Genomic DNA, 23,839 nt, shown 5'->3' with positions numbered 1-23,839 from the left:
GGCGGTGTCCTTGGAATCTCTTTTGTTTTCGTCGCATGCTTTTGCATTTTTTGTCTCCTTCTTCTGTCGTAGGTTTCGAACGCTATCGGTCCGCTGCGTGGCTCCCATCGCTTGCGCGCTGCGTCGACTGGTGGCGCAGCAGCTGCAACATCTGCGGCCGCACCGGCCCCGGCATGCGGGCCGCCACGGCCTCGCAGTGCGCCCAGAGCGCCGGTGCGACGGGGGCGCGCAGCCGAACGGCATCGAGCAGCCGCTGGATCGCCAGCCGGTCGTGCCGCATGGCGACGCTGCGCTCCAGCAGCGCCAGCGCCGCCGCGCGGGCGTCCTGCGCCTGCTGCGGCGAGGCGTGCGCTTCGCCGCCGGCGCGCAACGACCTCTTGAGCGTGCGGATGGCGTCGCGCTTCATGCGCCCTCCTTCGCATGCGGCAACGCGGCCACGGCCCGCACCAGCTGCTCAGCGATGGGCCTGTCGAAGAAGGCGCCGTCCTGGTGCGCGATGAACTGCCCGATGCGCAGCTCCAGCAGGCGACGCAGGCGGTAGCGCGCGCGCCGTGCACGGGCCATCGCGCGCACCTCGGGCGCCTGCGCGTGCCAGGCCTGGTGGCGGTCGATGGTGTCCGACAGCGCCTGCAGCGATGCCGGGTCGCCGGCCGCGCTCAGCAGGATGGGCGGCACCCAGTCGCCCGGGTCGTGGCGCGCCATCGTGGCGATGCGGCGAATGTCGGTCGCCATGCGCTGCGCGCCCGGCAGGTCTGCCTTGTGGACCACGAAGATGTCGGCCATTTCCATGATGCCGGCCTTCATGGCCTGCACGATGTCGCCGCTGTCGGGCAGCAGCACCAGCACCATCGTGTCGACCTGCGCGCGCACGGCGTGCTCGGCCTGGCCGACACCGACGGTTTCGAGCAGCACCTCGTCGAAGCCGAAGCGGTCCATCAGTTCCAGCATCTCGGGCAGGTTGTCGGCCAGCCCGTCGCCGGTGCGGCGCGAGCCGAGCGAGCGGATGTACAGCTGCGCGTTGCCCGCAAGCTCGTCCATGCGCACGCGGTCGCCGAGGATGGCGCCGCCGCTCTTCGGGCTGCTCGGGTCCACGGCCAGCACACCCAGGCGCCCGCGCGGCGCGCGCAGCTGCGCCAGGTGGCCGACCAGCGTGCTCTTGCCCGCGCCCGGCGCGCCGGTGATGCCGACACGCCGCGCCGCATGCGACGGCGGATCGCGCAGCGGCTCGCGTGCCAGCGCCATCGGGTCGGCGTTGGCCAGCCGCGTGAGTTCGCGGCTCAAGGCCCACCGATCGAGCGGCGCCGCATCCATGCTCATGCCGCCACCTTGCCCAGCACCTCGTCCGCATGCTCGTTGAGCAGCGGCGGCAGGCCGTAGCGCGGCGTGAAGCCGTCGAAGCGCACCGGGCTGGCCACGGCCTGCAGCGGCAGGCTGCCGTCGCCCAGCGACACCACCAGCCGCCGCGCGGTGGCGATGTCGCCGCACAACGCGTCGTTGAGCGTGCCGACCTCGGCCGCCACCACGCCCAACGGCACCAGCCGCCGCACCCACTCGGCCGCCGGCGCGCCGCGCAGCAGCTGCGCGATGGCGGCGATGACCTCGGTGCGGTGCGCGCGCCGGCCGGCCATGGTGCAAAAGCGCGCGTCGGTGGTCCATTCGGAATGGCCGACCTCGTCGCAGAAGATCTTCCAGAACTTGTCGTGCGTGATGAAGAGCGTGAGCCAGCCGTCGGCGGTCGGGAAGATCTGCGCCGGCACCACGTAGGGGTGCGACGAATCGGCCTGGCGCGCCATGGTCTCGCCCGCGTTGAGCACGGCGCCGGCCAGGTAATTGAGCTGCGAGAGCATCACGTCGTACATCGCGACGTCGACCTGCCCGCCTTTGCCCTGCACGATCTTGGCCAGCAGGCCGATGGCGGCCACCAGCCCCGCCGAGTTGTCGACGGCCGAGTAGCCGGCCTTGGTGGGCGGTGCGTCGGGGTCGCCGGTGAGCGCCATCACGCCGGTCAGCGCCTGGATCACGTAGTCGTAGGCGGGGCTGTCGGCGTGCGGGCCGTCCAGGCCGTAGCCGGTGAGCGCCACGCAGACGATGCGCTCGTTCCACTGCCGCATGGCGTCGTAGGTGAGGCCGAGCTTGCGGATCGCCGAGGGCCGCAGGTTGGTGACCACCGCGTGCGAGGTTTCGGCGATGCGGCCCAGTGCCTCCTGCCCTTCGGTGCTCGCGAGGTCGAGCACCACGCTCTTCTTGCTGCGGTTGAGGCTGGCGAAGTAGGCGTTGTGCGGGCCAATGAAGTGCGGACTGACGCTGCGCGCGATGTCGCCTTCGGGCGTCTCGATCTTGATGACCTCGGCGCCCATGTCGGCCAGCATCAGGCCGCAGTACGGCCCGGCCAGCATGTGGCCGACCTCGATGATGCGGATGCCGTCGAGCGGCCCAACCGCGCTCACAGGAGGACCTCCGTGCTTCGCACTGCGGTGCGGGCTTGCTTGGGGCGGCCCGGCGCGGCGCTCATGCCAGACACTCCGCCAGTGAAGCCACCACCTGCTCCAGCGGCATGTCCGCCGTGAAGACCGCGCTCACGCCGAGTGCGCGCAGGTGGGCATGGTCTTCGGCCGGGATGGTGCCGCCGACGAACACCTTCACGTCGTGTGCCTTCAGTTCGCGCAGCTGCGCGATCACGTCCGACACCAGCTCCTTGTGGCTGCCCGACAGGATGCTCAGGCCGACCGCATCGACGCCTTCGTCGACCGCCACCTGGGCGATCTGCAGCGGGCTGCGGCGCAGGCCGGTGTAGATCACCTCGGCGCCGGCGTTGCGCAGGGTCAGGGCGATGATCTTGGCACCGATGTCGTGGCCGTCGAGGCCGGGCTTGCCGATCAGGATGCGCCGGGCCGCGAGCGCGGCGGTGCCTGGTTGCTGCGTGCTCATAGGTTCACCGGCTCCTTGAATTCGCCCCACTGGGCTTTGAGACAGGCCACCATCTCGCCGACGGTGGCGTAGGCGTGGCAGCACTCCACGAGGTAGGGCATGACGTTCTCGCGGTCCTTGGCCGACGCGGCCGACAGCCGCGCGAGCGCAAGCGCCACGGCCGCGTTGTCGCGCGTGTCGAGCGTGCGCTGGAACTTCTCCAGCGCGCGCTGCGCCACGGTCGGGTCGAGCGTGAAGACCTCGCCGACCTTGACCTCTTCGTTCTCTTTCCTGAAGTGGTTCTGCCCCACCACCACGGTGCGCCCGGCGTCGTTGTCGAGCTTGCGCTCCAGGCCGCGCTCGGCCAGCCGCATCTGGATCCAGCCCTCCTCGATGGCGCGCACCACGCCGCCGTAGGCATCGATCTCGTCCATCACGCGCACGATCTGTTCTTCGATGCGGTCGGTGTGCTGCTCCAGGAAATAGCTGCCGCCCAGCGGATCGACGGTGCAGCCGATGCCGCTTTCGTAGGCCAGGATCTGCTGCGTGCGCACCGCCAGCTCGGCCGAGAACTCGGTCGGGATCTGGAAGGCCTCGTCGAAGGCGCAGGTGAAGATCGACTGCGCGCCGCCGAACACCGCGGCCATGGTTTCCACCGCGACGCGCACCACGTTGTTGTAGGGCTGCGGCGCCACCAGCGACGAGCCGCCGCAGACCACGCCGAAGCGGAAGTGCTGGGCCTTCGGGTCCTGCACGCCGTAGCGCTCCTTCATGAGGCGCGCCCACAGCCGGCGGCCGGCGCGGAACTTCGCGATCTCGTCGAAGAAGTCCATGTGCACATAGAAGAAGAACGACAGCCGCTTGGCGAACTTCTCGACGTCGCCGCCGCGCGCGCGCAACTCGTCCACATAGGCCAGGCCGTTGGCCAGCGTGTAGGCCATTTCCTCCGCGGCGGTGGCGCCCGCGTCGCGCACGTGCGCCCCGGCGATGCTGATCGGGTTAAAGCGCGGCGAGACCTCGTTCGAGTACAGGATGGTGTCGGCAATGAGCCGCATCGACGGGCGCACCGGAAAGATCCAGGTGCCGCGCGCCACGTACTCCTTGAGGATGTCGTTCTGGATGGTGCCGGTGAGCTGGTCGCGCCGCACGCCCTGTTTGTCGGCCACCGCCAGGTACATCGCATAGATGATCGCGGCCGTGCCGTTGATGGTGAACGAGGTCGAGATGCGCGACAGGTCGAGGTCCTTGAACAGGATCTCCGCCTCGCTGAGGTTCGACAGCGACACGCCGACCTTGCCGATCTCGGGGCGCGCCATCGGGTGCGTGGGATCGAGCCCGCACTGGGTCGGCAGGTCCAGCGCCACCGACAGCCCCGTCTGGCCCTTGGCCAGCAGGAACTTGTAGCGCTCGTTCGATTCCTCGGCGGTGCCGAAGCCGGAGTACTGGCGGATGGTCCACAGCCGGCCCTGGTAGCCGTCCGGGAAGATGCCGCGCGTGAAGGGGTAGGCGCCGGGCTCGCCGATGCGCTCGGGCCGCACGGCGTCGGCGCCGACGCTGGCGGGCACCTCGATGCCGGTCGGGCTCGTGGGGTACAGGCGCGGCTCGTTGGCAGCGCTGGACATGAGGTCGTCGCGCTTCATCGGGCGGCCTTGGCAAGGAAGCGATCGGAGGCCTGCCAGTGGTCGTCGTGCAGCCAGGTGGCCAGCACCTGCGCATACTCGACCTCGCGGCGCGCGCCGTACGAGGCGCCCTCGCGCCACGCGATGAGCTGCGCCTTCATGCCGCGCAGCACCTGCGGCGGGTGCGCGCGCAGCGGCGCAAGGAACGCGCGCAGGTCTTCGCCGTCGGCGCCGTCTGCAATCGACGCATCGGCCAGGCCCCACTGCAGGGCCTGCGCCGCGTCGACCATTTCGCAGCGGCCCATCATGCGCAGCGCGCGCGCACCGCCCACCAGCCGGCACAGGTCAGGGCCACCGCCCCAGGCGGTGCTGATCGCGAGCTTGGCCTGGATGAAACCGATGCGCGCGTGCGCGGCCTGCAGGCGCATGTCGCAGGCCAGTGCCAGTTCGGCCCCGCCGCCGATGGCGTCGCCGTTGAGGTACGCCAGCACCGGCACCGGGCAGCGGCGCACGGCGTCGAGCGCGCCGCGCGAGCGCTCGACCATCGCGTGGGTGGCGGCCTCGTCGCGCACGTCCGAGAGCTCGACCAGGTCGCCGCCCGCGGCGAAGAAGCGCTCGCCGGCGCCGCGAAGAATGACGAGCCGGGTGTCGGGCCGGGCCCCGTGCGCGGCGACCGCCTGGGCCAGCGCCGTGAGCACGCGGCCCGCGAGGGCGTTGTGCTTGGCGGCGCGGTCGATGGTGATCCACACCACGCCGTCGGCGTGTGCGTCCACTGTGATGTCCTGGCTGGCTTGCTGCACCTTGGTATGTCTCCGTCGAACTGTCGTGGGCCCATCGTAGGAACCGACTTATTCGGGAACAAGAACCTATGTTCAGCATTACGAACGAATGACAGAATGACCGCGCGGATCGCGCTCGCCGATCCCGTTTGTTCAGGCGGCTGAATTTCGTCGCCCGGTCCGTTCCACCGTTCAGGAGAAGCGCCCATGACTGGCGTCACCGTGACCGCGATCGCGCGGGTGATCGACATCTTCGAAGCCTTCCAGGCGAGCCAGCGGCCGCTGTCGCTCACCGAACTCGCAGAGGCCGTGGGCGTGCCCAAGAGCACCTGCCACGCGATCGTCTCGACGCTGACCGCGCGCGGCTACCTGTACACGCTGAGCCGGCCGCGCGCGCTCTACCCGACGCGACGCATGTTCGACGTGATGCACGACATCAGCGCCAAGGACCCGTTCATCGAACGCGCCACGCCGGTGCTCGAGCGGCTGCGCGACGCCACGCGCGAGACGGTGATCCTGGGCAAGCGCCAGGGCGATTCGGTGATCTACCTGCAGGTGGTCGAGGGCCTGCACCCCATCCGCTATTCGGCCAAGCCCGGCGAGTTCAAGCCGCTGCACTCCAGCTCCATCGGCAAGGCGCTGCTGGGCAGCCTGAAGGAGCCTGAGCTGCGCGCCTGGCTCAAGGAGCGCACGCTGCCCGCCGTGACCGCCACCACCAAGACCGCGCACGAGGCGCTGGTGGCCGACGTGCTCGACAGCCGCAAGCTCGGCTACTTCGTGACGCGCGGCGAGAACGTGAGCGACGTGTGGGCCGTCGCGGCCTTCCTGCAGCTGCACAACGACACGGTGGCGGTGGCCGTGGCCGGTCCGCAGCACCGCATCGAATCCAGCGTGGCCGAGGTGGCGCGGCTGCTGGTGGCCAGCTGCAGCTTCCTGGCGCGGCAGGTCGAGCGGGGCTGATCAGCCCCTCAGCATGCTCGCCAGGCGCTTGGCGATGAGCTCGTCGGCCTGCGCCATGATGCGGTCGATGAGCTCCGCGCAGCTGGGCACGTCGTGGATCAGCCCGGCCACCATGCCGCAGCTCCAGGCGCCGGCGTCCATGTGGCCCTCGGTCATCACCTTCGGGTAGATGCCGGCGACCTGGTCCATGATGTCGTCGATCTTCAGCGCGTCGCCCTTGGCGCGCTCGATCTCCATGAGGCGTTCCACGCCCGCGTTGTTGATCACGCGCTCGGTGTTGCGCAGCGAACGCATGATCAGGCGCGTGTCGAGCTCCGAGGCGTTGACGATGGCCTGCTTCACGTTGGCGTGCACCGGCGCTTCCTTGGTCGCGATGAAGCGCGTGCCCATGTTCATGCCCTCGGCGCCCAGCGCGAGCGCGGCCACGAGGCTGCGGCCGTCGGCCATGCCGCCCGAGGCGACGAACGGGATCTTCAGTTCTTCTGCGGCGCGTGGCAGCAGGATCATGTTGGGCACGTCGTCCTCGCCGGGGTGGCCGCCGCACTCGAAGCCGTCGACGCTCACGGCATCGCAGCCGATGCGCTCGGCCTTGAGCGCGTGGCGCACCGAGGTGCACTTGTGGATCACCTTGATGCCCGCGGCCTTCAGCGCCGGCATGTAGGCCTCGGGGCTGCGGCCCGCGGTTTCCACGGCCTTGATGCCGCCTTCGACGATGGCCGCGATGTACTCGGGGTACGGCGGCGAGGCAAAGGTCGGCAGGAAGGTGAGGTTCACGCCGAAAGGCTTGTCGGTCATCTCGTGGCAGCGCGCGATCTCGCGCGCCAGCAGCTCGGGCGTCTTCTGCGTGAGGCCCGTGATGATCCCCAGGCCGCCGGCGTTGGAGACGGCCGCGGCCAGCTCGGCGAAGCCGACGTAGTGCATGCCGCCCTGGATGATCGGGTGGCAGATGCCGAAGAGTTCGGTGATGCGGGTTTTCAAGGGAACGTCCTTTGGTCGGGGTTGCTGGGAAGGAAAGAGAGAAAGAAAAAATCAGGGCGGCGAGATGACGCGCAGCACATCGCGCGCCATCGCCTTCATCCATGCCGTGTCGCTCTTCAGCGCGGGCTCGGCGAAGGTCTTGGCAAAGGTGGGCCGCGCCATCTTGGCGTAGTTCAGCGTGCCGAAGATGAGCGTGAGCACCACCACGGCCGACAGGTCGTCGCGCACGAGGCCGGCCGCCTGCGCCGCGGCCACCAGGCCCAGGCTGGCTTGCAGGAAGCCTTCGAGCGGCCGGGTCTGCGCATGCTGGATGCGCTCGGCGTTGTCGAGCAGTTCGCGCGTGACGAGCTTGAAGCCCGTGGGCCGCGCGTGCATCCACTCGACCTGCAGCGCGACGAAGGCCTGCAGCCGCGCGGGCAGGTCGGGGGCTGCCTCGACGCGCTTGCAGATGCGCGCCGTCAGGTCCTCGGCCTGCTTCTCGAGCACGGCGCGGTACAGCACCTCCTTGCTCGCGAAGTGATGCAGCAGCCCCGGGTTGCCAACCTCGCAGTCGCGCGCGATGGCCGACAGCGACGCGCCCTGGAAGCCGTGGTCGGCAAAGTGCTGCTCGGCGCGCGCGAGGATCGTTTCTTTACGGGAAGGGGCAAGGGTGGCCATCGGCGGTTCTGGAATGCGTCACGCCCAGCGCATGCCGCGAAGACGCGACCGGCGATCAGACGCGATGCGCGCCATTCTTTCTTGTGTCTTGTGGTCTGGTTGTTGCACGCGCGACACCCTCGCGCGTCAGCGTGCGGCCGGCATGGCCGCCACCTGCTGCGCGAGCTGCGCGTGGAAACGCGGTGCGCTGTACTCGAAGGTGCCGAAGCTGAGCGCATCGTTCGCGCCCGACGCCAGCCCGGCCTGGATCGACTCGGCCAGCGCGTAGTCTTCCGCGAGCGTGCGCCGGTACAGCGCGACGTTCGCGTCCCAGTGCGCGGTCGCCTTCTCCGAGGCCGGCGCCTCGGGAATCAGCGTGAGCTCGTGCACGCGCGTGCGCGTGGCGCCCAGCGGCTCCAGCATGCTGAGCTGCGCATGGTCGGGCTGCACCAGGATGGTCGTGTTGGGAAAGAAGAAGTAGGTCAGGTTGCCGTAGCGGCGCGGATCGAAGCCGGCGGCGTCGGGCCGGTGTTCCTGGAACTTCGACTTGAGCAGGTACAGGCGCCGGTTCAGGTCGAACTCGTCGATGACCTGCAGGTTGTGCAGGAACATGTGGGCGATGGTCTCGCGGTGCGCCACCTTGAAGTGGTAGGCCTCGAAGGAACCGTCGACCAGCAGCTTCCAGTTGGCCTCGACCTCGTACGTGCGCGGCGCATAGGCCACGGGCGCGCGCAGCCCGGCCAGCGACTCGAGGTTGTCCATGAGCGCGCCCAGGTGCGCGCCGGGGTCGCTGTCCGCCTGCGACGGATCGCACACGACCCAGACCACGCCCGCGCGCTCGACCGTGGCCAGCCGGCGCAGGCCCGACTCGTCCTGCTTCAGGCAGGGAAAGCCGAAGGACTCGGGCACGCCGCGCAAGGCGCCGTCGGGCTTGTAGGTCCATGCGTGGTACGGGCAGACGAAGGCACGCGCCTCGCTGCCGCTGCCTTCGGGCACCACGCGCGCGCCGCGGTGGCGGCACACGTTGAGAAACGCCTGCGCCTGCCCGCTCTCCTGGCGCACCAGCAGCAGCGGCACGCCCGTGTGCGTGAGCGACAGCCACGCGCCCGGCGAAGCGAGCGAGGCGCTGGCGGCCACCGGCTGCGGATGCCGCTGCAGCAAGCGCCGCTCGTCGCGTGCGACGGCTTCGTCGGTGTACTGGCCGACCGGCACGCGGTCGCCCTCCCCTTGCGCGTCGGCGCGCCCGGCCTGCAGGGCCGTGGTCGCTCGGCGATGGAGTTCGGCTGCGAAGTTCTCGCTCATCGGGGGGCTTTCGGTGCGATGCGATGCAGCCCGGTGAGCTGCGCGATCGGCCCAGTCTACCGACTGACCAGTCGGTACGTCAACCGCCGCCCGGGAAGCGGTGGAAGCGGTATCAGGCCGGCTTGCGCAGGAAGCCCTGCTGCGCCCCATTGCGGTTGGGCGCGAAGCCGTTGGCCTGCAGCGTCTCTTCGGTGGTCTCGTAGAACACGCCGATCTGCATGATCTCGCGCGCCTGCTGCGCGGTGGCGATGGGGCGGCCGAATTCGGTCGCGATGCGCACGAGCTGTTTGATCTGCTCGACCGAGCTCATCTTGCCGGTGCGGGTCTGGTTCCACAGCACGTCCTCGATGCCGCAGCGCACGTGCAGGCCCAGGGCGATGCCGATCATGTTCACGGGCAACACGTTGAGCACCGAGCTCTCGACCGTGACCACCGCGCCGTCGGGCGCGGCGCGCAGGAAGTTGGCCAGGTTGTAGATGTTCGCCTGGTCCATGCCGCCGCTGATGGCCACCCAGTTCATCACCAGCGGGCCCTTGTAGACGCCGCGGCGGATCATGCGTTCGATGGTCTCGAAGCTGTTGATGTTGTAGCACTGGAACTCGCTCTGGATGCCCGCGGCCGTGAGGCGGCGGATGTGCTCTTCCACCCAGCTGGGGTTCGAGGGCACGATCATGTCCCGGTAGGTCGAATACAGCCGCGGGTCGCCGCGCGACAGGCCCCTGAAGTCGTCCAGGCCCGCGTGCTCGGTCACGTTCATCTGCGTGGTGTTGACGGTCACCGTCACCTGGTCGGGCCTGGGCGTGAGCTCGGCCAGCATGTGGCGCGTGTCGTCGCTGAGCCACTTGGCGGCGGAACCGTCGTCCTCGGGCGCGAAGCTGATGGAGCCGCCCACCTGGATGACCATCTCGGGCACGCGGGCGCGCACCCCGGCGATCAGCTCATTGAACATCGACAGGCGCTTGCTGCCCTTGCCGTTGGCCTCGCGCACATGCAGGTGCAGCACGGTGGCGCCAGCCTCGTAGCAGTCGACCGCCTTCTGGATCTGTTCTTCCATCGTGACCGGAATGTCTTCCGGGAAGTCGGCGGGAATCCAGCCCGGCGCATAGGGCGCGGCCGTGATGATCAGGGGCTGCTGGTTCTCGGGATACAGGTGGCCGTCGAGGAAGTTCATGGGGTTGTCTCCGGTGAAAAGGTTGCGCTTGCAGCCAAAGTTTCTGGCGCAGCTGCGAAAACTTCTTGCTCATCGGGGGCGCGGTTTTGTCTTTCTGGGGCATTGAAACGGCGCGCGCAAAGACAGGTGTCGCTGTCGCGATCCGGTAAGTGGCCGACGCGTGGCGCCAAGCATTCCAAGGCGGTGGCGCCACAGAATCCGCACGCCTTTGTCTCTTCCAACCTGAGGACGAACCATGTGTGTGCATCTGCTGCGAGCCTCCCTTCTCTTCCTGGCCGCGCTGTGCTGCGGCACGGCGTCGGCCCAGGCCTGGCCCGACAAGCCCCTCCGGCTGATCGTTCCCGCGCCGCCGGGCGGCATCTCCGACGCGGCGGCGCGGCTGCTCGCCGAACAGCTGCGCACGAACCTCGGCCAGACCGTGCTGGTGGACAACAAGCCGGGCGGCTCCGCCGTCATCGCCGAGCGCGCGCTGATGGCCGCGCCGGCCGACGGCTACACGCTGATGGTCGGACCATCGAGCGTGCTGTCCGACATTCCGCTCACGGTGAAGACGCCCTTCGACCCGCTCAAGACCTTCACCTACGTCGGCGAGGTGACGGGCATGTTCCATGTGCTGGTGGCCAATGCAAGCTTTCCGCCGAACACGGTGAACGACCTGCTGGCGCATGCCAAGGCGCACCCGCGCTCGGTCAGCGTGGCCAACCTGAGCACGGGCACGCACTCCAACCTGCTGGGCGAGATGCTGCGCGCGCGCAGCGGCAACGACATCCTCGTGGTGCCGTACAAAGGCTCGGCGCCGGCGCTGGTCGACCTCATGGGCAACCAGGTGCAGCTGACCTTCGAGGTGGTGAGCAACGTCACCTCGCTGATCCGCAGCGGCAAGATCAAGGCCCTGGCCGTGGCGTCGTCGAAGCGCTCGCGCTTCCTGCCCGACGTGCCCACCTTCGGCGAGCTGGGCCTGCCCGACTTCGTGATGCCCGACGCGAGCGTGGGCGTGTTCGTGCTCAGCAGCATGCCGCCGGCGCTGCAGGAGAAAATCCGCGCCGAGGTGGCCCGGGCCGTGCAGGCGCCGAAGTTCCGCGAGGCGCTGCTCGCGCAGAATTACGATCCGCCCCGCGAGGCGACGCTGGTGCAGCTGCGCCAGACGCTGGACGCCACGACCGCCCACAATCGGGCCATCATCGAGAAACTGCAACTCAAGATCAGCCCCGAGTGAACACGGGGCCCTTCCCACAGCCACCATGAAGCACCTCGGTCGACTGATGCGCAGCGCGAGCCTCAGCGGCTACGTGGAGCTGGTGCAGTCGCTCGGCCGCGACCCGCATGCCTTCATGCGCACCGTGGGGCTGAAGGCGCAGCTGCTCGAGCACCCCGAGACGCTGATCCCCGGCGACGCCGTGCGCGAGCTGCTCGAGATCACCGCGCGCGCCACGCGCACCGAAGATTTCGCGTTGCGGCTGGCGGCGCAGCGCAAGCTCTCGGCGCTGGGCCCCATCAGCGTCGTGCTCAAGGAAGAGCCCACGCCGCGCGACGCGCTCGACACGCTGGGCCGCTACCTGAAGCTGGTGAACGCCTCGCTGAGCTTTCGCCTAGAGGACACGGGCGACATGGTCATCATCCAGGAAGACCTGTTGCCCAGCCCCGGGCTGCCGATGCGCCAGTCGATGGAGCTGGCCGTGGGCATCATGTTCCGCATCCTCGGCGAGCTCATCGATCCGCAGTGGCGCCCGCAGCAGGTGTGCTTCACGCACCGCCCGCCGGCGGACATGGCGGCGCACCGCGCCTTCTTCGGTCGCAACGTCAAGTTCAACCAGGATTTCAACGGCCTCGTGTGCCTGGCGGCCGACCTGCGCAAGCCGCGCGAATCGGGCGACCAGGGCGTGGCGCGTTTCGCGCGCGAGTACCTCGAAGCCGCGCTGAAAGACCGCGGCGAGAGCACGCGCGAAGCATGCCGCGAACTCATCCTGGCGCTGATGCCCGGCGGCGGCTGCACGGCGCAGGAAGTGGCGCGGCACCTGCGCGTGGACCGCCGCACGCTGCACCGCCGGCTCGAGGCCGAAGGCCTCACCTTCAGCCGCCTGCTCGACGACGTGCGCTCCGACCTCGTGAAGCGCCACTTGCGCGACAGCGACCTGCCGCTGAGCGAGGTGGCCGAGCTGCTGGGGTTTTCAGGGCCCAGCAGCTTCAGCCACTGGTTCCGCCACCACTTCGGCTGCAGCGCCTCGCAATGGAGCAAGCAGACGGCCGGCGCGGTGGCTCAGGGCGCGGTGCGCGCGTTCTGAAGCAGGTCTTCGTGGCGCAGGGCATGCGCGATGCCCTCCAGCAGGCGCCAGGCGGCGTGCGTCAAACGCCTCGTCATCGCCATCGTCCTTCTTCTCAGGCCGCCTTGCGCAGGAAGCCCTGGTTGCCTCCGTTGCGGTTCGGCGCAAAGCCGTTGGCGGCGAGCGATTCTTCGGCCGTCTCGTAGAACACGCCGATCTTCGAGATCTCGCGCGCCTGCTGCGCCGTGGCGATGGGGCGCCCGAACTGGCGCGAGATGGCGACCAGCTGCTCGATCTGCGCCACGGTGCCGATCTTGGCGGTGCGCGTCTGGTTCCACAGCACGTCCTCGGTGCCGCAGCGCACATGCAGGCCCATGGCGATGCCCATCATGTTCACGGGCAGCACGTTGCGCACCGAGCTTTCCACCGTGAGCACGGCACCGTCGGGCACGGCGCGCACGAAGTTGGCCAGGTTGTAGATGTTCGGCGCGTCCATGCCGCCGCTGATCGCCACCCAGTTCATCACCAGCGGGCCCTTGTACACACCGCGCCGCATGAGCCGTTCGACCGACTCGAAGCTGTTGATGTTGTAGCACTGGAAGGCGCTCTGGATGCCCGCCTTCGTGAGGCGGCGGATGTGCTCCTCGACCCAGCCCGGCTGCGCCGGCACCGTCATCTCCTTGTAGGCCTCGAAGATGGCCGGGATCTCGCGCGAGGTGCCCTTGAAGTCGGCCAACTCGGCGTGCTCGGTGACGTTCATCTGCGAGGTGTTGACCGTCACCGTCACCTGGTCGGGCGTGGGCTCCAGCTCGGCCAGCATGTGGCGCGTGTCGTCGCTGAGCCACTTGGCGGCCGCGCCTTCGCTCTCGGGCGCGAAGCTGATCGAGCCGCCCACCTGGATGATCATTTCGGGCACGCGCGCACGCACGCCGGCGATCAGCTCGTTGAACTTCGAGAGGCGCTTGCTGCCCTTGCCGTCGAGTTCGCGCACATGCAGGTGCAGCACCGTGGCGCCGGCGTTGTAGCAATCGACCGCCTTCTGGATCTGCTCTTCCATCGTGACCGGGATCTCGCCCGGGAAGTCGGAAGGAAGCCAGCCCGGTGCATAGGGCGCGGCGGTGATGATCAGCGGCTGCTGGTTTTCGGGAAAGAGATGGCCGTCGAGGAAGTTCATGGCGTGCGTCTGTCAGGTGGCGAGGCGGGGGGCGGATGCGGCGGCGGTGCTCAGTACGGTACGTCGCCGACGATGCCGGCGCGTTCCATCTTTCGTGGCGCGGGCCAGTAGTCGTTCAGCGCGTAGTGCTGCGTGCTGCGGTTGTCCCAGACGACCACGTCGCCCGGCTGCCACGACCAGCGCACCTGGTACTCGGGAATGGTGGCGCGGCTGAGCAGGTAGTTCAGCAGCAGCGCCGCGCCCGGTGTCTTGTCGATGCCGTGGCGCACGTTCTCGGGGGTGCTGTAGTTCACGAAGTGCGTGGTGAAGCTGCCCACGTAGAGCACCTTCTCGCCGGTCTCGGGGTGCGTGCGCACCACGGGGTGCTCCACGGGCGGATGGTCCTGGCCCAGCTTGAGGCGCGCTTCCATCGGCATCACGGCGCCGAACGAATGCTCGATGCTGGCCTTGGCGCGCAGCTTGCCGATCTTCTGCTTGATCTCGTCGGGCAGCTCGTCGTGCGCCTGCACCATGTTCACCCAGATGGTGTCGCCGCCGACCTCGGGGCATTCGATGCAGCGCAGCACCGCGCCCATGGCGGGGCTCTGGCGCCACAGGCCGTCGCAGTGGTAGGTGTTCTCGTAGCTGTGCTTGTTGTCGCTGCGGTAGATGCGCACGAGGCCCGGGTGCTCGGGGTCGCTGCCGACCACGGGGTGGTCTTCCAGTTCGCCGAAGCAGCGTGCGAAGGCGACGTGCTCGGCGCGCTCGATGTCCTGGCCGCGGAAGAAAAGCACCTTGTGCTTGAGCAGCGCGGCGCGGATCGACGCAAAGCACTCGGGGTCGCGCGAGGCCTCGCCCAGGTGGACGTCCGAGATTTCGGCGCCGATGGACGGCGTGAGGGGTCTGATCTTCATGAGAGGTCTCCGATGGACTGGCGCGTGCCGCTCAGTTCGCCTGGATGCGGTACTTCTTGACGATGGCCGCGTTGCGCTCGGACAGCGCGCGGGTCTCGGCGATGAGCGCGGGCGTGTCGACGCTGAGTTCGGGCTCCAGGCCCACGTCGAGCAGCTTCTGCTGCACGGCGGGCGCCTGGCCAGCCTTCTCGATCGCGGCATGGAGCTTTGCCATCACGTCGGCCGGCAGCTTGGCCGAGCCGATGAAGCCGACCCAGCCGCGGAACTGCAGGTCGGGGTAGCCCAGCTCGGTGGTGGTGGGCAGCTCGGGCAGGAAGCGCGAGCGGGTCTTGCCGGTGAAGGCATAGGGGCGCAGCTTGCCGGCCTTGATGAGCGGCATCGAGGTGAGCATGCCGTCGAACATCAGGTCGACCTGGCCGCCCAGCAGGTCCTGCAGCGCGGGCGGCGAGCCGGGGTAGCCGATGTGCTGCAGGTCGAGCCCGGCGCGGTCGCTGAGGATGAGGCCGGCGTACTGCGACACGGTGCCGGGGCTGTAGCTGGCGAAGCTGGCCTTGCCCTTGCGCGTCTTCAGCTCGGCGACGAGGCCCTGGAAGTCCTTGGCCGGGAAGTTCGCGGCCGTGACGAGCACCACGCCCGAGCGTGCCACCGAGCCGATGGGCACCACGTCCTTCAGCGGATCGAAGGGCATCTTCACGACCTGCGGCGTCTCGGCCAGCACGTTGCTGGCGGCCATCACGATGGTGTTGCCGTCGGCCGGCGCCTGCAGCATGGCCTGCAGGCCGATGGAGCCGCCCGCGCCGGGGCGGTTCTCGACGATCACGGGGCGGCCGATGTCCAGCGCCATCTGCTGCCCGACGACGCGGGCCACGATGTCCATCGTGCCGCCCGGCGGCGCGGGAACGATGAGCTTGACGGGCTTGTCGCCCAGCGCCCAGGCCCCGAGGGCCATCGAGCATCCGACCAGCGCCACGGCGGCGGCGCGTCCAAAGTGCAGCAGTTTCATGGGGTGTCTCCGGTTGTTGTCTTGCAGGCCTCGGTGGGCCGATGCCGTCAGTATCCGGCGCACCCCGTCCGCATTTCTTGCTTTATTGGGGCATCGATTTGCCAATTTGGGACATCGCCAAGACCACGCTTCCCGCCGCCGCCACGCGCCGCAAGAATCCGTTCCATACAGCCCCCACACACACCAGGAGACGCACCATGAACCAGGCCATCCGCTTCCACGAGACCGGCAGCGCCGACGTGCTCCAACTCGAACACGTCGAGGTCGGCGAGCCCGGCCCGGGCCAGGCGCGCGTGCGCCACAGCCTCATCGCCGTCAACTTCATCGACATCTATTTCCGCACGGGGCGCTATCCGCTCGCGCTGCCCAATGGCCTCGGCTCCGACGCCGTGGGCGTGGTCGAGGCCGTGGGGCCGGGCGTGACCGACATCCGCGTGGGCGATCGCGTGGGCTACCTCATCGGGCCGCAGGGGGCGTATTCGCAAGTACGCGTGATGCCCGCCGACGTGCTGATTCCGCTGCCCGATGGCATCTCCGATCGCACCGCTGCCACATTGATGATGAAGGGCATGACGGCGCAGTACCTGTTCCGGCAGGTCTATCCACTGAAGGGCGGCGAGACGATCCTGTACCACGCAGCGGCCGGCGGCGTCGGTCTCATCGCCTGCCAGTGGGCGCGTGCGATGGGCGTCACGATGATCGGCACCGTGAGCACCGACGAGAAAGCCGCCGTCGCCAAGGCCAACGGCTGCACGCACACCATCGTGACCTCGCGCGAGAACATCGCCCAGCGCGTGCGCGAGATCACCGAAGGCAAGGGCGTGCCGGTCGTGTACGACTCGGTGGGCAAGGACACGCTGGAAGCCTCGCTCGATTGCCTGCAACCACGCGGCACGCTGGTGAGCAACGGCACGTCTTCCGGCGCCGTGGTCCTCGACACCAAGCTGCTGGCGGCGAAGGGCTCGATCTGGCTCACGCGGCCCGCGATGGTTCATTACATCCACCCGCGCCCGCACATGCTCAGCATGGCCGACGAACTCTTCGGCCACGTGCTGGCCGGCCGCATCGTGAGCGAGCCCCAGCAGAGCTTCGCACTGGCCGATGCCGCCGAGGCGCACCGCGCGCTCGAAGGCCGCAAGACCACCGGCGCCACCGTGCTCGTGCCCTGAGAACTGCCACGTGCGGACTTGCGATGTCCTCCCTGGTCCGCGCGGCAAGCCTCACCCACTACCGCGAGGTCGCCCGCGCCAGCGGCCTCGACCCGGCGCGCATGCTCCTGGACGCCGGCCTGAGTCCCCGCGTGCTGGACGAGCCCGACCTGATGATTCCGGTCGACCGCGTCGCCGCGCTGCTGCAGGCCTCGGCCGAGCGTTCGGGCAACGACAGCTTCGGGCTGTGCATGGCCGAGGGGCGGCGGCTGTCGAACCTCGGGGCCGTCGGCCTGCTGGTGCGCGAGCAGCCGACGCTGCGCGATTCGCTCGACGTGCTGATGCGCTACCAGCCGCTGCTCAACGGCTCGCTGTCGCTGATGGTCGAGGCCTTCGGCCAGGTGGTGGTCATCCGCGAGGAAGTGCAGCCCGGCAAGGCGCACCGCGCCACGCGCCAGCGCATCGAACTGGCGCTGGGCGTGATGCTGCGCCTCCTGCGCCAGCTTCTCGGCGCCGACTGGCAGCCCCGGCGCGTGTGCCTGGCGCACCCCGCGCCGCGCGACCTGCGCACGCACCATCGCGTGCTGGGCGCGGCCGTCGCCTTCGACCAGGACTTCCACGGCATCGTCTGCGCGCGCGACGACCTGGACGCGCCCAACCCCTCGGCCGACCCGGCCATGGCGCGCTATGCGCGGCAGCTGCTCGACGCGGCAGCGCCTGCGCCCGGCGACGCGCTGCCGGGCGACGTGCGGCGTGCGGTGCTGCTGCTCCTGCCCAGCGGGCGCTGCAGCATCGCGCAGGTGTCGGCGCACGTGGGCGTGGAATGCCGCACGATCCAGCGCCGGCTCGCCGACGACGGCCAGAGCTTCTCGGCCATCGTCAACGACGTGCGCAAGGAACTCGCCGTGCGCCACGTGCTGGAGGGCGACCGCCCACTGGCCGAGGTCGCGGGCCTGCTCGGCTTCTGCGCGCCCAGCGGGCTGTCGCGCTGGTTCCATGCGCAGTACGGCTGCAGCGCGAAGGCCAGCCGCGCGCGGCGGGGGGCGCCGCGCCGCGCTTCGGCCTCGCGCGATTGACGTGGAGAATCGGGCCCGTTCTTCCCTCCACGAGCACGAACGAGCCTTGGCCACTTTCCCGCCCCCCGATGCGAGCGGCGCCCCGCGCGAGCTGCTGCTCAAGGTGACGCCGCCCCGTGTCCCGCGTCACCTGGTCTCGCGCGCGCGGCTCCTGTCGAGCGCCGACGCGCTGCGCGACCACGCGGTGTTCGTGGTGCAGGCGCCCTCGGGCTTCGGCAAGACCTCGCTGCTGGCGCAGTGGCGGCTGGAGTACCTGGGCCTGGGCGTGCCGGTCGGCTGGGTCTCGGCGCAGAGCCAGGACGACCCGGGCCGGCTGGTGCAGAGCCTGGCGCTGGCGCTGCGCGTCGCCATGGGCCGCCCCGCGTTCGGGCGCAGCCTGTTCCAGGACGACCGGCCCGGCACGCTCGGCAGCGTCACGGCGCTGCTGGTCGAGCTGGCGCAGGCGGCCTTGAACGTGGTGCTGGTCATCGACGAGGCCGACCGCCTGCCGCCGGCCTCGCGCGAGGCGCTGGCCTACCTGCTGCGCAACGCGCCACCCAACGTGCGCACGCTCATTGCCACGCGCCCCGACGGCCGGCTCGACATCGAAGACCTCGTGGCCTACGGGCAGTGCGTGGAGATCGGCCCGGCGCTGCTGAAGTTCAGCCTCGACGAGACGCTGCAGCTGGTGCAGGCGCGCTTCGGCGCGCGCGTCGACCGCAACACCGCCGCCCGGCTGCACGAGCTGACCGAAGGCTGGCCGCTGGGCCTGCAGCTGGCCACGACCATCATCTCGCGCGGGGCCGACGCGCACGCCGCGCACACGGTGCTGGGCGACATGACGGCCGCCGCCGGCGAACTGCAGGGCGAGCTGGTGCGGCTGCTGCTGGTCAACCTCGACCCCGACGACCGCGACTTCCTGGCCCGCATCGCCGTGCTCGACCTGCTGCACCCCGAGCTGTGCCGCGCCGTTTCCGGCGTCGACGACGCCGCGGCGCGGCTGGCGCGGCTGAGCAACGACACGCCGGTGTTCGCCGCCGCCGAAGGGGGCGAGTGGCTGCGCATGCATGCGCTGGCGCGCGACGTGCTGCGCCAGCGCTTCGCCGCGCTCGACGCCGCCGAGCAGGTGGCGGCGCATGCGCGCGCGGCGCAGTGGCTGGCCGCGCACGAGCTGCTCGACGAGGCCGCCCACCACGCGCTGAGCGCGGGCCAGCACCAGACCGCCTACGAGCTCGCGGAGCGCAGCCTGTACGAATCGCTCATGCGGCGCGGCCGGCAGGCCACGGTGCTCGAATGGATGGCGCAGATGCCGGCCGACGAACTCGACCGCCGCCCGCGCCTGCTGCTGGCCGCGGCATGGACGCTCGCATCGAGCGAGCGGCATGAAGAAGCCGGCCGCTTCGTGGCGCGCATCCTGGCGCAACCCGATGTGAGCGACGCGCTGCGCTGCGAATGCGCGCTGATCCTCGGCGGCGCCGCCGTGTTCGCGGACGACCCCGACCGCTTCGTCGAACTGCACGCGCCGTGGACCGAGGCCGTGCCGCTGACCGACCCGCTGCTGCTGCAGTCGCATGCCAACCGCATGGCCTACCGCGCGCTGCTCGAGGGCGAGCCCGCGCTCGCGCGCCTGCGCCAGCAGCAGGCCCTGCGCGGGCATCCGGGCCACGGCGTCGACTACATCCGGCGCTGGAGCGAGCTGGTCATCGGCCTGAGCTATGCGTGGGAAGGCCAGGTGCTGCTGGCCGAGCAGCTGCTGCGCCCCGCCGTGGCCGGCGCCGAGGCCGAGATGGGCCGGCGCCACCGCTTCAGCTGCAACCTGGCCGCGCTGCTCGCGTCGGTGGCCTGGGAGCGCGACCTGCCCGGCGACGCCGCCACGCTGCTGGCCGATCGCCTCGACGTGCTGGAGCACAGCGGCCTGCCCGAGTCGCTGCTGCAGGCCTACCGCACGGCAGCGCGCATCGCGGCGGCCGAAGGCGCCGAGCACCGCGCGCTGGAACTGCTGGACGCGCTGGACGCGGCAGGCGCCGCGCGGCGCCTGCCGCGGCTGCGCATCGCCAGCCTGGCCGAGCAGGTGCGCCTGCATGCGCAGCGCCACCGCGCCCAGACCTGCCGCGAACTGTGCGAGCGCATCGACGCACAACTGGCCGACCCCACGCTGCCGCAGGGCCCACTGTGGCGGCGCAGCGTGGAAGCACTGCGCGACGTGGCGCGCGCCCATGCGGCCATCGCCGCGCGCGACTGGCCCGACGCCCTCGCGAAGCTGGCGCGTGCCGACGAACAGGCGCGCCAGCGCAAGCAGGGCGGCCTGCACATCGAGCTGCTGGGCCTGCGCGCGCTGGCGCTGGAGCGCTGCGGCCAACCGGCGCAGGCGCTGCTGCGCGAGGCCATGGACCTGGCACGCGCCTACGGGCTGCAGCGCGTGTTCTCCGACGCGCACCCCGAGCTGGGCGCCTGGGTCGGCACGCTCGCGGCCGAGGGCGCGCAGGCCGAGATCGCGGTCGCGCCCCTTGCGCCCGCCGTGCCGCCTGCGCTTGCGCCTGCAACACCCGCATCACCCGGCGCCGTGCTCACACCCAAGGAGGGCGAGGTGCTGGTGCTGCTGGCGCGCAACCTGTCGAACAAGGAAATCGGGCGCGCCATGCAGGTGGGCGAAACCACCGTCAAGTGGCATGTGAAGAACCTGTTCGCCAAGCTCGACGCCGGCACGCGCACGCAGGTGGTGCAGCGCGCGCGCATCCTGGGGCTGCTCGCCGCCGGGCACTGAGGGTTTCTCCCTCCCCTCCAGGACCGCCTCCCCCTCCTGCGAGGAGGGGGCGCGCGCAGGGGCCCCGACCTATTCTTGCTTCCAGCACGGTCACCGCCGCAAAGACACAGCGGCACTCCCCGACCGGCACAGGAGACAAGACACATGGGTTCCACGATCCAGCCAGGCCTCTCGAACGGGGCCCCCGCCGTGCACACGCGCGGCCTCCAGGTCCACCCCGTGACCTGCGCCATCGGCGCCGAGCTGCGCCACGTGTCGCTGGCCGAAGCCTCGCGCGACGCCGGCCTGGCGGCCGAGATCCGCGCATTGCTGGTGCAGCACAAGGTGCTGTTCTTCCGCCAGCAGGAACTCACGCGCGCCGAGCACGTCACCTTCGCCCGCCACTTCGGCGAGCTCGAGGACCACCCCGTGGTCGGCAGCGACCCCGAGCACCCGGGCCTGGTGCGCATCTACAAGAACCCCGAGACGCCGGTCGACCGCTACGAGAACAGCTGGCACACCGACGCCACCTGGCGCGAGAAGCCGCCCTTCGGCTGCGTGCTGCGCTGCGTCGAATGCCCGCCGGTGGGCGGCGACACCATGTGGGCCAACATGGCGCTGGCCTTCGAGAAGCTGCCCGCGCACATCCAGCAGCAGATCGCCGGGCTGCGCGCGCGCCACAGCATCGAGGCCACCTTCGGCGCCGCGATGCCGATCGAGAAGCGCCTGGCGCTGAAGGCCCAGTTTCCCGACGCCGAGCACCCGGTGGTGCGCACGCACCCCGACACGGGCGAGAAGATCCTGTTCGTCAACGGCTTCACGACCCACTTCACCAACTTCCACACGCCGGCCAACGTGCGCTACGGGCAGGACTACCAGCCCGGTGCCGCCCTGCTGCTGGCCTACCTCGTGAGCCAGGTGCAGATCCCCGAGTACCAGGTGCGCTGGCGCTGGCAGCCGGGCGACGTGGCCATGTGGGACAACCGCTCGACCCAGCACTACGCGGTCATGGACTACCCGCCCTGCCATCGAAAGATGGAACGCGCCGGCATCGTCGGCGACGCGGTCTTCTGAGCGGGCGCCGCCCCCTCCCCTTTCTTCCCTTTCCACCGAGGTCCTGCCATGAACTTTCTCGACGGCCATCTGTTCCCCGAAAACCAGCAGCCGCTGGTCATCACCGCCGCACCCTACGCACCGTCGTGGGTGCCCGCCGACTTTCCGGAAGACATCCCCGTCACCATGGAGCAGCAGATCCAGAAGGCGGTCGATTGCTACAACGCCGGCGCGACGGTGCTGCACTTGCATGTGCGCGAGCTCGACGGCAAGGGCAGCAAGCGGCTGTCGAAATTCAACGAGCTGATCGCCGGCGTTCGCAAGGCCGTGCCCGAAATGATCATCCAGGTGGGCGGCTCGATCAGCTTCGCGCCCGAGAGCGAAGGCGCCGCCGCCAAGTGGCTGAGCGACGACACGCGCCACATGCTGGCCGAGCTGGAGCCCACGCCCGACCAGGTGACGGTGACCATCAACACCTCGCAGATGAACGTGGTCGAGCACTGGGACGACGCCGATACCCGGGGCACCTCGATGGAAGACCCCGAGGTCTACCGCGCCTACAAGGAAATGACCGTGCCCGCGCAGCCGGGCTGGGCCGAGGAGCACATCCGCCGCCTCACCAAGGCCGGCATCCAGAGCGCCTTCCAGTGCTACAACATCAACAGCTTCGACTCGGTCGAGCGGCTGATGCGCCGTGGCGTCTACAAGGGCCCGCTGGTCATGAACTGGGTGGCCATCGGCGGCGGCATGGACGTGCCCAACATCTACAGCCTGGCCAACTTCGTGCGCGCCGTGCCCGACGGCGCGGTGCTCACGGTGGAAAGCTCCATGCGCAACGTGCTGCCCGTGAACATGATGGGCATCGCCATGGGCCTGCACGTGCGCTGCGGCATCGAGGACAACCTCTGGAACCAGTCGCGCTCCGCCAAGATGGGCACGGTGGCGCAGGTCGAGCAGCTGGTGGCCATCTCGCGCCAGTTCGGCCGCCCCATCGCCACCGCCAAGCAGGCGCGCGAGATTTCCAAGATCGGCGTGTTCTACGACACCGTCGAGGAATCGCTGGCGGCCAACGGCTTCGCGCCGAACCGCAACGGCGCGCAGCAGGGCTTCCTGCGCAAGGCGGCCTGAGCCCCCCCGGCACCGGAACACCTGGAGACATCGCGATGAAAAAAACCCACAACATCCTTCGCCGCCTGAAGCCCTGGGCAGCCGCCCTGGCCGCCGCGCCCCTGCTCGCCCATGCCTGGACCACCAAGCCGGTGCGGATCGTGGTGCCGGCGCCCGCGGGCGGCACCATGGACGTCGTGGCCCGCGTGTTGTCCGACGCGATCTCGGCCGAGATCGGGCAGCCGGTGATCGTCGACAACAAGCCGGGCGCCGGTGGCGCCATCGGGGTGCAGGCGCTCAACAGCGCACCGCCCGACGGGCAGACCATCATGTTCATGGTCAGCAACATCCTGACCGAGATTCCCCTGGTGATGAAGACCAGCTTCGACCCGGTCAAGGACGTGAAGCCGGTGACCATGGTGGCGCGCTCGGCGATGGTGCTGGTGAGCGCGCCGTCGGTGCCGGCCAACGACCTGAAGGGCCTCATCGCCTACCTGAAGACCGGCAAGGGCAGCCCGGGCAGCTACGCCTCGTACTCCGCGGGCACCAGCTCGCACTACGCCGGCGCCATCTTTGCCCGCAAGGCGGGGCTGGACCTGCAGCACGTGCCGTTCCCGGGCTCGCCGCCGGCACTGCAGAACCTGATGGGCAGCCAGGTCGACATCCTGTTCGACGGCATCGTCACGTCGCTGCCGCTGATCAAGGCCGGCAAGGTGAAGGTCTTCGGGGTCGGGGCCAAGACCCGGCTGGCCCAGCTGCCGGATGTGCCCACGATGGCCGAGCAGGGCTTCGACGAGATCGACTTCTCGAACTGGGCCGGCGCCATCGTGTCGGCCAGGATGCCCGACGACCTCGTCAAGCGGATCAATGCGGTCCTCACGAAGGCCGCCTCCTCGCCGAAGGTGCGGGAGCGGCTCATCGCGCAGAACTTCGTGCCGATGACCAGCGAGAGCCCCGAGCAGCTCGCGAAGATCACGCACGACGAGTACGAGCGCAACGCGCGGATCGTCAAGACCTACAACATCCAGCTCAACCAGTGAGGGTGCAGGC

Annotated in this window: 22 protein-coding genes; 9 read left to right on the top strand and 13 right to left on the bottom strand. The window is 69.7% G+C overall.

The window, feature by feature from the left end; translation table 11 throughout:
* Positions 1-82: 82 nt before the first annotated feature.
* The 6 genes from ACAM52_RS01835 to ACAM52_RS01810 form a co-directional block, all read right to left on the bottom strand.
* On the bottom strand, positions 83-406 hold the full coding sequence (locus ACAM52_RS01835; protein WP_369645952.1) for a hypothetical protein: 324 nt from the start codon (positions 404-406) through the stop codon (positions 83-85).
* Complete coding sequence (locus ACAM52_RS01830; protein WP_369645951.1) at positions 403-1,317, bottom strand: ArgK/MeaB family GTPase; 915 nt, start codon at positions 1,315-1,317, stop codon at positions 403-405. The genes ACAM52_RS01835 and ACAM52_RS01830 overlap by 4 nt, the downstream gene beginning before the upstream one ends.
* On the bottom strand, positions 1,314-2,447 hold the full coding sequence (locus ACAM52_RS01825; protein WP_369645950.1) for a CaiB/BaiF CoA transferase family protein: 1,134 nt from the start codon (positions 2,445-2,447) through the stop codon (positions 1,314-1,316). Before ACAM52_RS01825 ends, ACAM52_RS01830 begins: the two co-directional genes overlap by 4 nt.
* 61 nt (positions 2,448-2,508) lie before the next feature.
* On the bottom strand, positions 2,509-2,928 hold the full coding sequence (locus ACAM52_RS01820) for a cobalamin B12-binding domain-containing protein (RefSeq protein WP_369645949.1): 420 nt from the start codon (positions 2,926-2,928) through the stop codon (positions 2,509-2,511).
* Positions 2,925-4,547 carry a methylmalonyl-CoA mutase gene (locus ACAM52_RS01815; protein ID WP_369645948.1) on the bottom strand — a complete coding sequence of 541 codons (1,623 nt, stop codon included), beginning with the start codon at positions 4,545-4,547 and terminating at the stop codon, positions 2,925-2,927. The genes ACAM52_RS01820 and ACAM52_RS01815 overlap by 4 nt, the downstream gene beginning before the upstream one ends.
* Positions 4,544-5,299, bottom strand: a complete 756-nt coding sequence (locus ACAM52_RS01810) for an enoyl-CoA hydratase/isomerase family protein (RefSeq protein ID WP_369645947.1) — start codon at positions 5,297-5,299, stop codon at positions 4,544-4,546. Before ACAM52_RS01810 ends, ACAM52_RS01815 begins: the two co-directional genes overlap by 4 nt.
* A gap of 213 nt (positions 5,300-5,512) precedes the next feature.
* Between ACAM52_RS01810 and ACAM52_RS01805 the strand changes: the two genes are divergently transcribed.
* A complete protein-coding gene (locus tag ACAM52_RS01805; protein WP_369645946.1) occupies positions 5,513-6,265 on the top strand; it encodes an IclR family transcriptional regulator in 753 nt (250 codons plus the stop codon).
* Here ACAM52_RS01805 and ACAM52_RS01800 read toward each other — a convergent pair whose 3' ends face one another.
* The 4 genes from ACAM52_RS01800 to ACAM52_RS01785 form a co-directional block, all read right to left on the bottom strand.
* Positions 6,266-7,243, bottom strand: a complete 978-nt coding sequence (locus ACAM52_RS01800; protein WP_369645945.1) for an NAD(P)H-dependent flavin oxidoreductase — start codon at positions 7,241-7,243, stop codon at positions 6,266-6,268.
* 51 nt (positions 7,244-7,294) lie between these two features.
* A complete protein-coding gene (locus tag ACAM52_RS01795; protein ID WP_062477248.1) occupies positions 7,295-7,900 on the bottom strand; it encodes a TetR/AcrR family transcriptional regulator in 606 nt (201 codons plus the stop codon).
* Positions 7,901-8,026: 126 nt separating this feature from the next.
* On the bottom strand, positions 8,027-9,181 hold the full coding sequence (locus ACAM52_RS01790) for an aromatic ring-hydroxylating dioxygenase subunit alpha (RefSeq protein ID WP_369645944.1): 1,155 nt from the start codon (positions 9,179-9,181) through the stop codon (positions 8,027-8,029).
* 112 nt (positions 9,182-9,293) lie between these two features.
* Positions 9,294-10,352, bottom strand: a complete 1,059-nt coding sequence (locus ACAM52_RS01785) for a 3-keto-5-aminohexanoate cleavage protein (RefSeq protein ID WP_369645943.1) — start codon at positions 10,350-10,352, stop codon at positions 9,294-9,296.
* A 235-nt stretch (positions 10,353-10,587) separates the two neighbouring features.
* On the opposite strand from ACAM52_RS01785, the gene ACAM52_RS01780 reads away from it, so the two are divergent.
* Positions 10,588-11,568, top strand: coding sequence for a Bug family tripartite tricarboxylate transporter substrate binding protein (locus tag ACAM52_RS01780; RefSeq protein ID WP_369645942.1), 981 nt, complete (start codon positions 10,588-10,590; stop codon positions 11,566-11,568).
* 25 nt (positions 11,569-11,593) lie between these two features.
* A complete protein-coding gene (locus ACAM52_RS01775) occupies positions 11,594-12,634 on the top strand; it encodes an AraC family transcriptional regulator (protein ID WP_062477242.1) in 1,041 nt (346 codons plus the stop codon).
* A 94-nt stretch (positions 12,635-12,728) separates the two neighbouring features.
* On the opposite strand, the gene ACAM52_RS01770 is transcribed toward ACAM52_RS01775, so the two are convergent.
* From ACAM52_RS01770 to ACAM52_RS01760, 3 genes are read right to left on the bottom strand one after another with little or no spacing between them, the layout of a single operon-like run.
* On the bottom strand, positions 12,729-13,787 hold the full coding sequence (locus tag ACAM52_RS01770) for a 3-keto-5-aminohexanoate cleavage protein (RefSeq protein WP_070062068.1): 1,059 nt from the start codon (positions 13,785-13,787) through the stop codon (positions 12,729-12,731).
* Positions 13,788-13,837: 50 nt separating this feature from the next.
* Entirely contained in the window at positions 13,838-14,680 is an 843-nt protein-coding gene (locus ACAM52_RS01765) for a TauD/TfdA family dioxygenase (RefSeq protein ID WP_070062067.1), read from the bottom strand.
* 31 nt (positions 14,681-14,711) lie between these two features.
* Entirely contained in the window at positions 14,712-15,683 is a 972-nt protein-coding gene (locus ACAM52_RS01760; protein ID WP_369645941.1) for a Bug family tripartite tricarboxylate transporter substrate binding protein, read from the bottom strand.
* A 197-nt stretch (positions 15,684-15,880) separates the two neighbouring features.
* On the opposite strand from ACAM52_RS01760, the gene ACAM52_RS01755 reads away from it, so the two are divergent.
* The 6 genes from ACAM52_RS01755 to ACAM52_RS01730 all read left to right on the top strand — a co-directional run bounded on the left by ACAM52_RS01755 (position 15,881) and on the right by ACAM52_RS01730 (position 23,829).
* Positions 15,881-16,852, top strand: coding sequence for a quinone oxidoreductase (locus ACAM52_RS01755; RefSeq protein ID WP_369645940.1), 972 nt, complete (start codon positions 15,881-15,883; stop codon positions 16,850-16,852).
* A 23-nt stretch (positions 16,853-16,875) separates the two neighbouring features.
* The gene (locus ACAM52_RS01750) at positions 16,876-17,907 is read left to right on the top strand and encodes an AraC family transcriptional regulator (RefSeq protein ID WP_369645939.1); all 1,032 of its coding nucleotides are present in this window, start codon (positions 16,876-16,878) and stop codon (positions 17,905-17,907) included.
* A 46-nt stretch (positions 17,908-17,953) separates the two neighbouring features.
* Positions 17,954-20,650, top strand: coding sequence for a LuxR C-terminal-related transcriptional regulator (locus tag ACAM52_RS01745; RefSeq protein ID WP_369645938.1), 2,697 nt, complete (start codon positions 17,954-17,956; stop codon positions 20,648-20,650).
* Between the two features lie 144 nt (positions 20,651-20,794).
* On the top strand, positions 20,795-21,703 hold the full coding sequence (locus ACAM52_RS01740) for a TauD/TfdA family dioxygenase (RefSeq protein ID WP_070062062.1): 909 nt from the start codon (positions 20,795-20,797) through the stop codon (positions 21,701-21,703).
* Between the two features lie 48 nt (positions 21,704-21,751).
* The gene (locus ACAM52_RS01735; protein WP_062482971.1) at positions 21,752-22,810 is read left to right on the top strand and encodes a 3-keto-5-aminohexanoate cleavage protein; all 1,059 of its coding nucleotides are present in this window, start codon (positions 21,752-21,754) and stop codon (positions 22,808-22,810) included.
* A 35-nt stretch (positions 22,811-22,845) separates the two neighbouring features.
* Positions 22,846-23,829, top strand: a complete 984-nt coding sequence (locus tag ACAM52_RS01730; RefSeq protein ID WP_062482968.1) for a tripartite tricarboxylate transporter substrate binding protein — start codon at positions 22,846-22,848, stop codon at positions 23,827-23,829.
* Positions 23,830-23,839 lie beyond the last annotated feature (10 nt).

It is taken from the genome of Variovorax sp. V118, assembly GCF_041154445.1.
Taxonomy (GTDB): Bacteria; Pseudomonadota; Gammaproteobacteria; order Burkholderiales; family Burkholderiaceae_C; genus Variovorax; species Variovorax boronicumulans.
The sequence above is the reverse complement of the archived record's forward strand: the minus strand, read 5'-3'. Positions and strand labels throughout refer to the sequence as shown.

Coding starts and splice junctions, on each gene's coding strand:
- ACAM52_RS01770 (WP_070062068.1), bottom strand. CDS start 13,787: ATGAACTTCCTCGACGGCCATCTCTTTCCCGAAAACCAGCAGCCGCTG.
- ACAM52_RS01835 (WP_369645952.1), bottom strand. CDS start 406: ATGAAGCGCGACGCCATCCGCACGCTCAAGAGGTCGTTGCGCGCCGGC.
- ACAM52_RS01750 (WP_369645939.1), top strand. CDS start 16,876: ATGTCCTCCCTGGTCCGCGCGGCAAGCCTCACCCACTACCGCGAGGTC.
- ACAM52_RS01795 (WP_062477248.1), bottom strand. CDS start 7,900: ATGGCCACCCTTGCCCCTTCCCGTAAAGAAACGATCCTCGCGCGCGCC.
- ACAM52_RS01730 (WP_062482968.1), top strand. CDS start 22,846: ATGAAAAAAACCCACAACATCCTTCGCCGCCTGAAGCCCTGGGCAGCC.
- ACAM52_RS01740 (WP_070062062.1), top strand. CDS start 20,795: ATGGGTTCCACGATCCAGCCAGGCCTCTCGAACGGGGCCCCCGCCGTG.
- ACAM52_RS01780 (WP_369645942.1), top strand. CDS start 10,588: ATGTGTGTGCATCTGCTGCGAGCCTCCCTTCTCTTCCTGGCCGCGCTG.
- ACAM52_RS01765 (WP_070062067.1), bottom strand. CDS start 14,680: ATGAAGATCAGACCCCTCACGCCGTCCATCGGCGCCGAAATCTCGGAC.
- ACAM52_RS01805 (WP_369645946.1), top strand. CDS start 5,513: ATGACTGGCGTCACCGTGACCGCGATCGCGCGGGTGATCGACATCTTC.
- ACAM52_RS01830 (WP_369645951.1), bottom strand. CDS start 1,317: ATGAGCATGGATGCGGCGCCGCTCGATCGGTGGGCCTTGAGCCGCGAA.
- ACAM52_RS01815 (WP_369645948.1), bottom strand. CDS start 4,547: ATGAAGCGCGACGACCTCATGTCCAGCGCTGCCAACGAGCCGCGCCTG.
- ACAM52_RS01785 (WP_369645943.1), bottom strand. CDS start 10,352: ATGAACTTCCTCGACGGCCACCTGTATCCCGAGAACCAGCAGCCCCTG.
- ACAM52_RS01735 (WP_062482971.1), top strand. CDS start 21,752: ATGAACTTTCTCGACGGCCATCTGTTCCCCGAAAACCAGCAGCCGCTG.
- ACAM52_RS01820 (WP_369645949.1), bottom strand. CDS start 2,928: ATGAGCACGCAGCAACCAGGCACCGCCGCGCTCGCGGCCCGGCGCATC.
- ACAM52_RS01775 (WP_062477242.1), top strand. CDS start 11,594: ATGAAGCACCTCGGTCGACTGATGCGCAGCGCGAGCCTCAGCGGCTAC.
- ACAM52_RS01790 (WP_369645944.1), bottom strand. CDS start 9,181: ATGAGCGAGAACTTCGCAGCCGAACTCCATCGCCGAGCGACCACGGCC.
- ACAM52_RS01755 (WP_369645940.1), top strand. CDS start 15,881: ATGAACCAGGCCATCCGCTTCCACGAGACCGGCAGCGCCGACGTGCTC.
- ACAM52_RS01760 (WP_369645941.1), bottom strand. CDS start 15,683: ATGAAACTGCTGCACTTTGGACGCGCCGCCGCCGTGGCGCTGGTCGGA.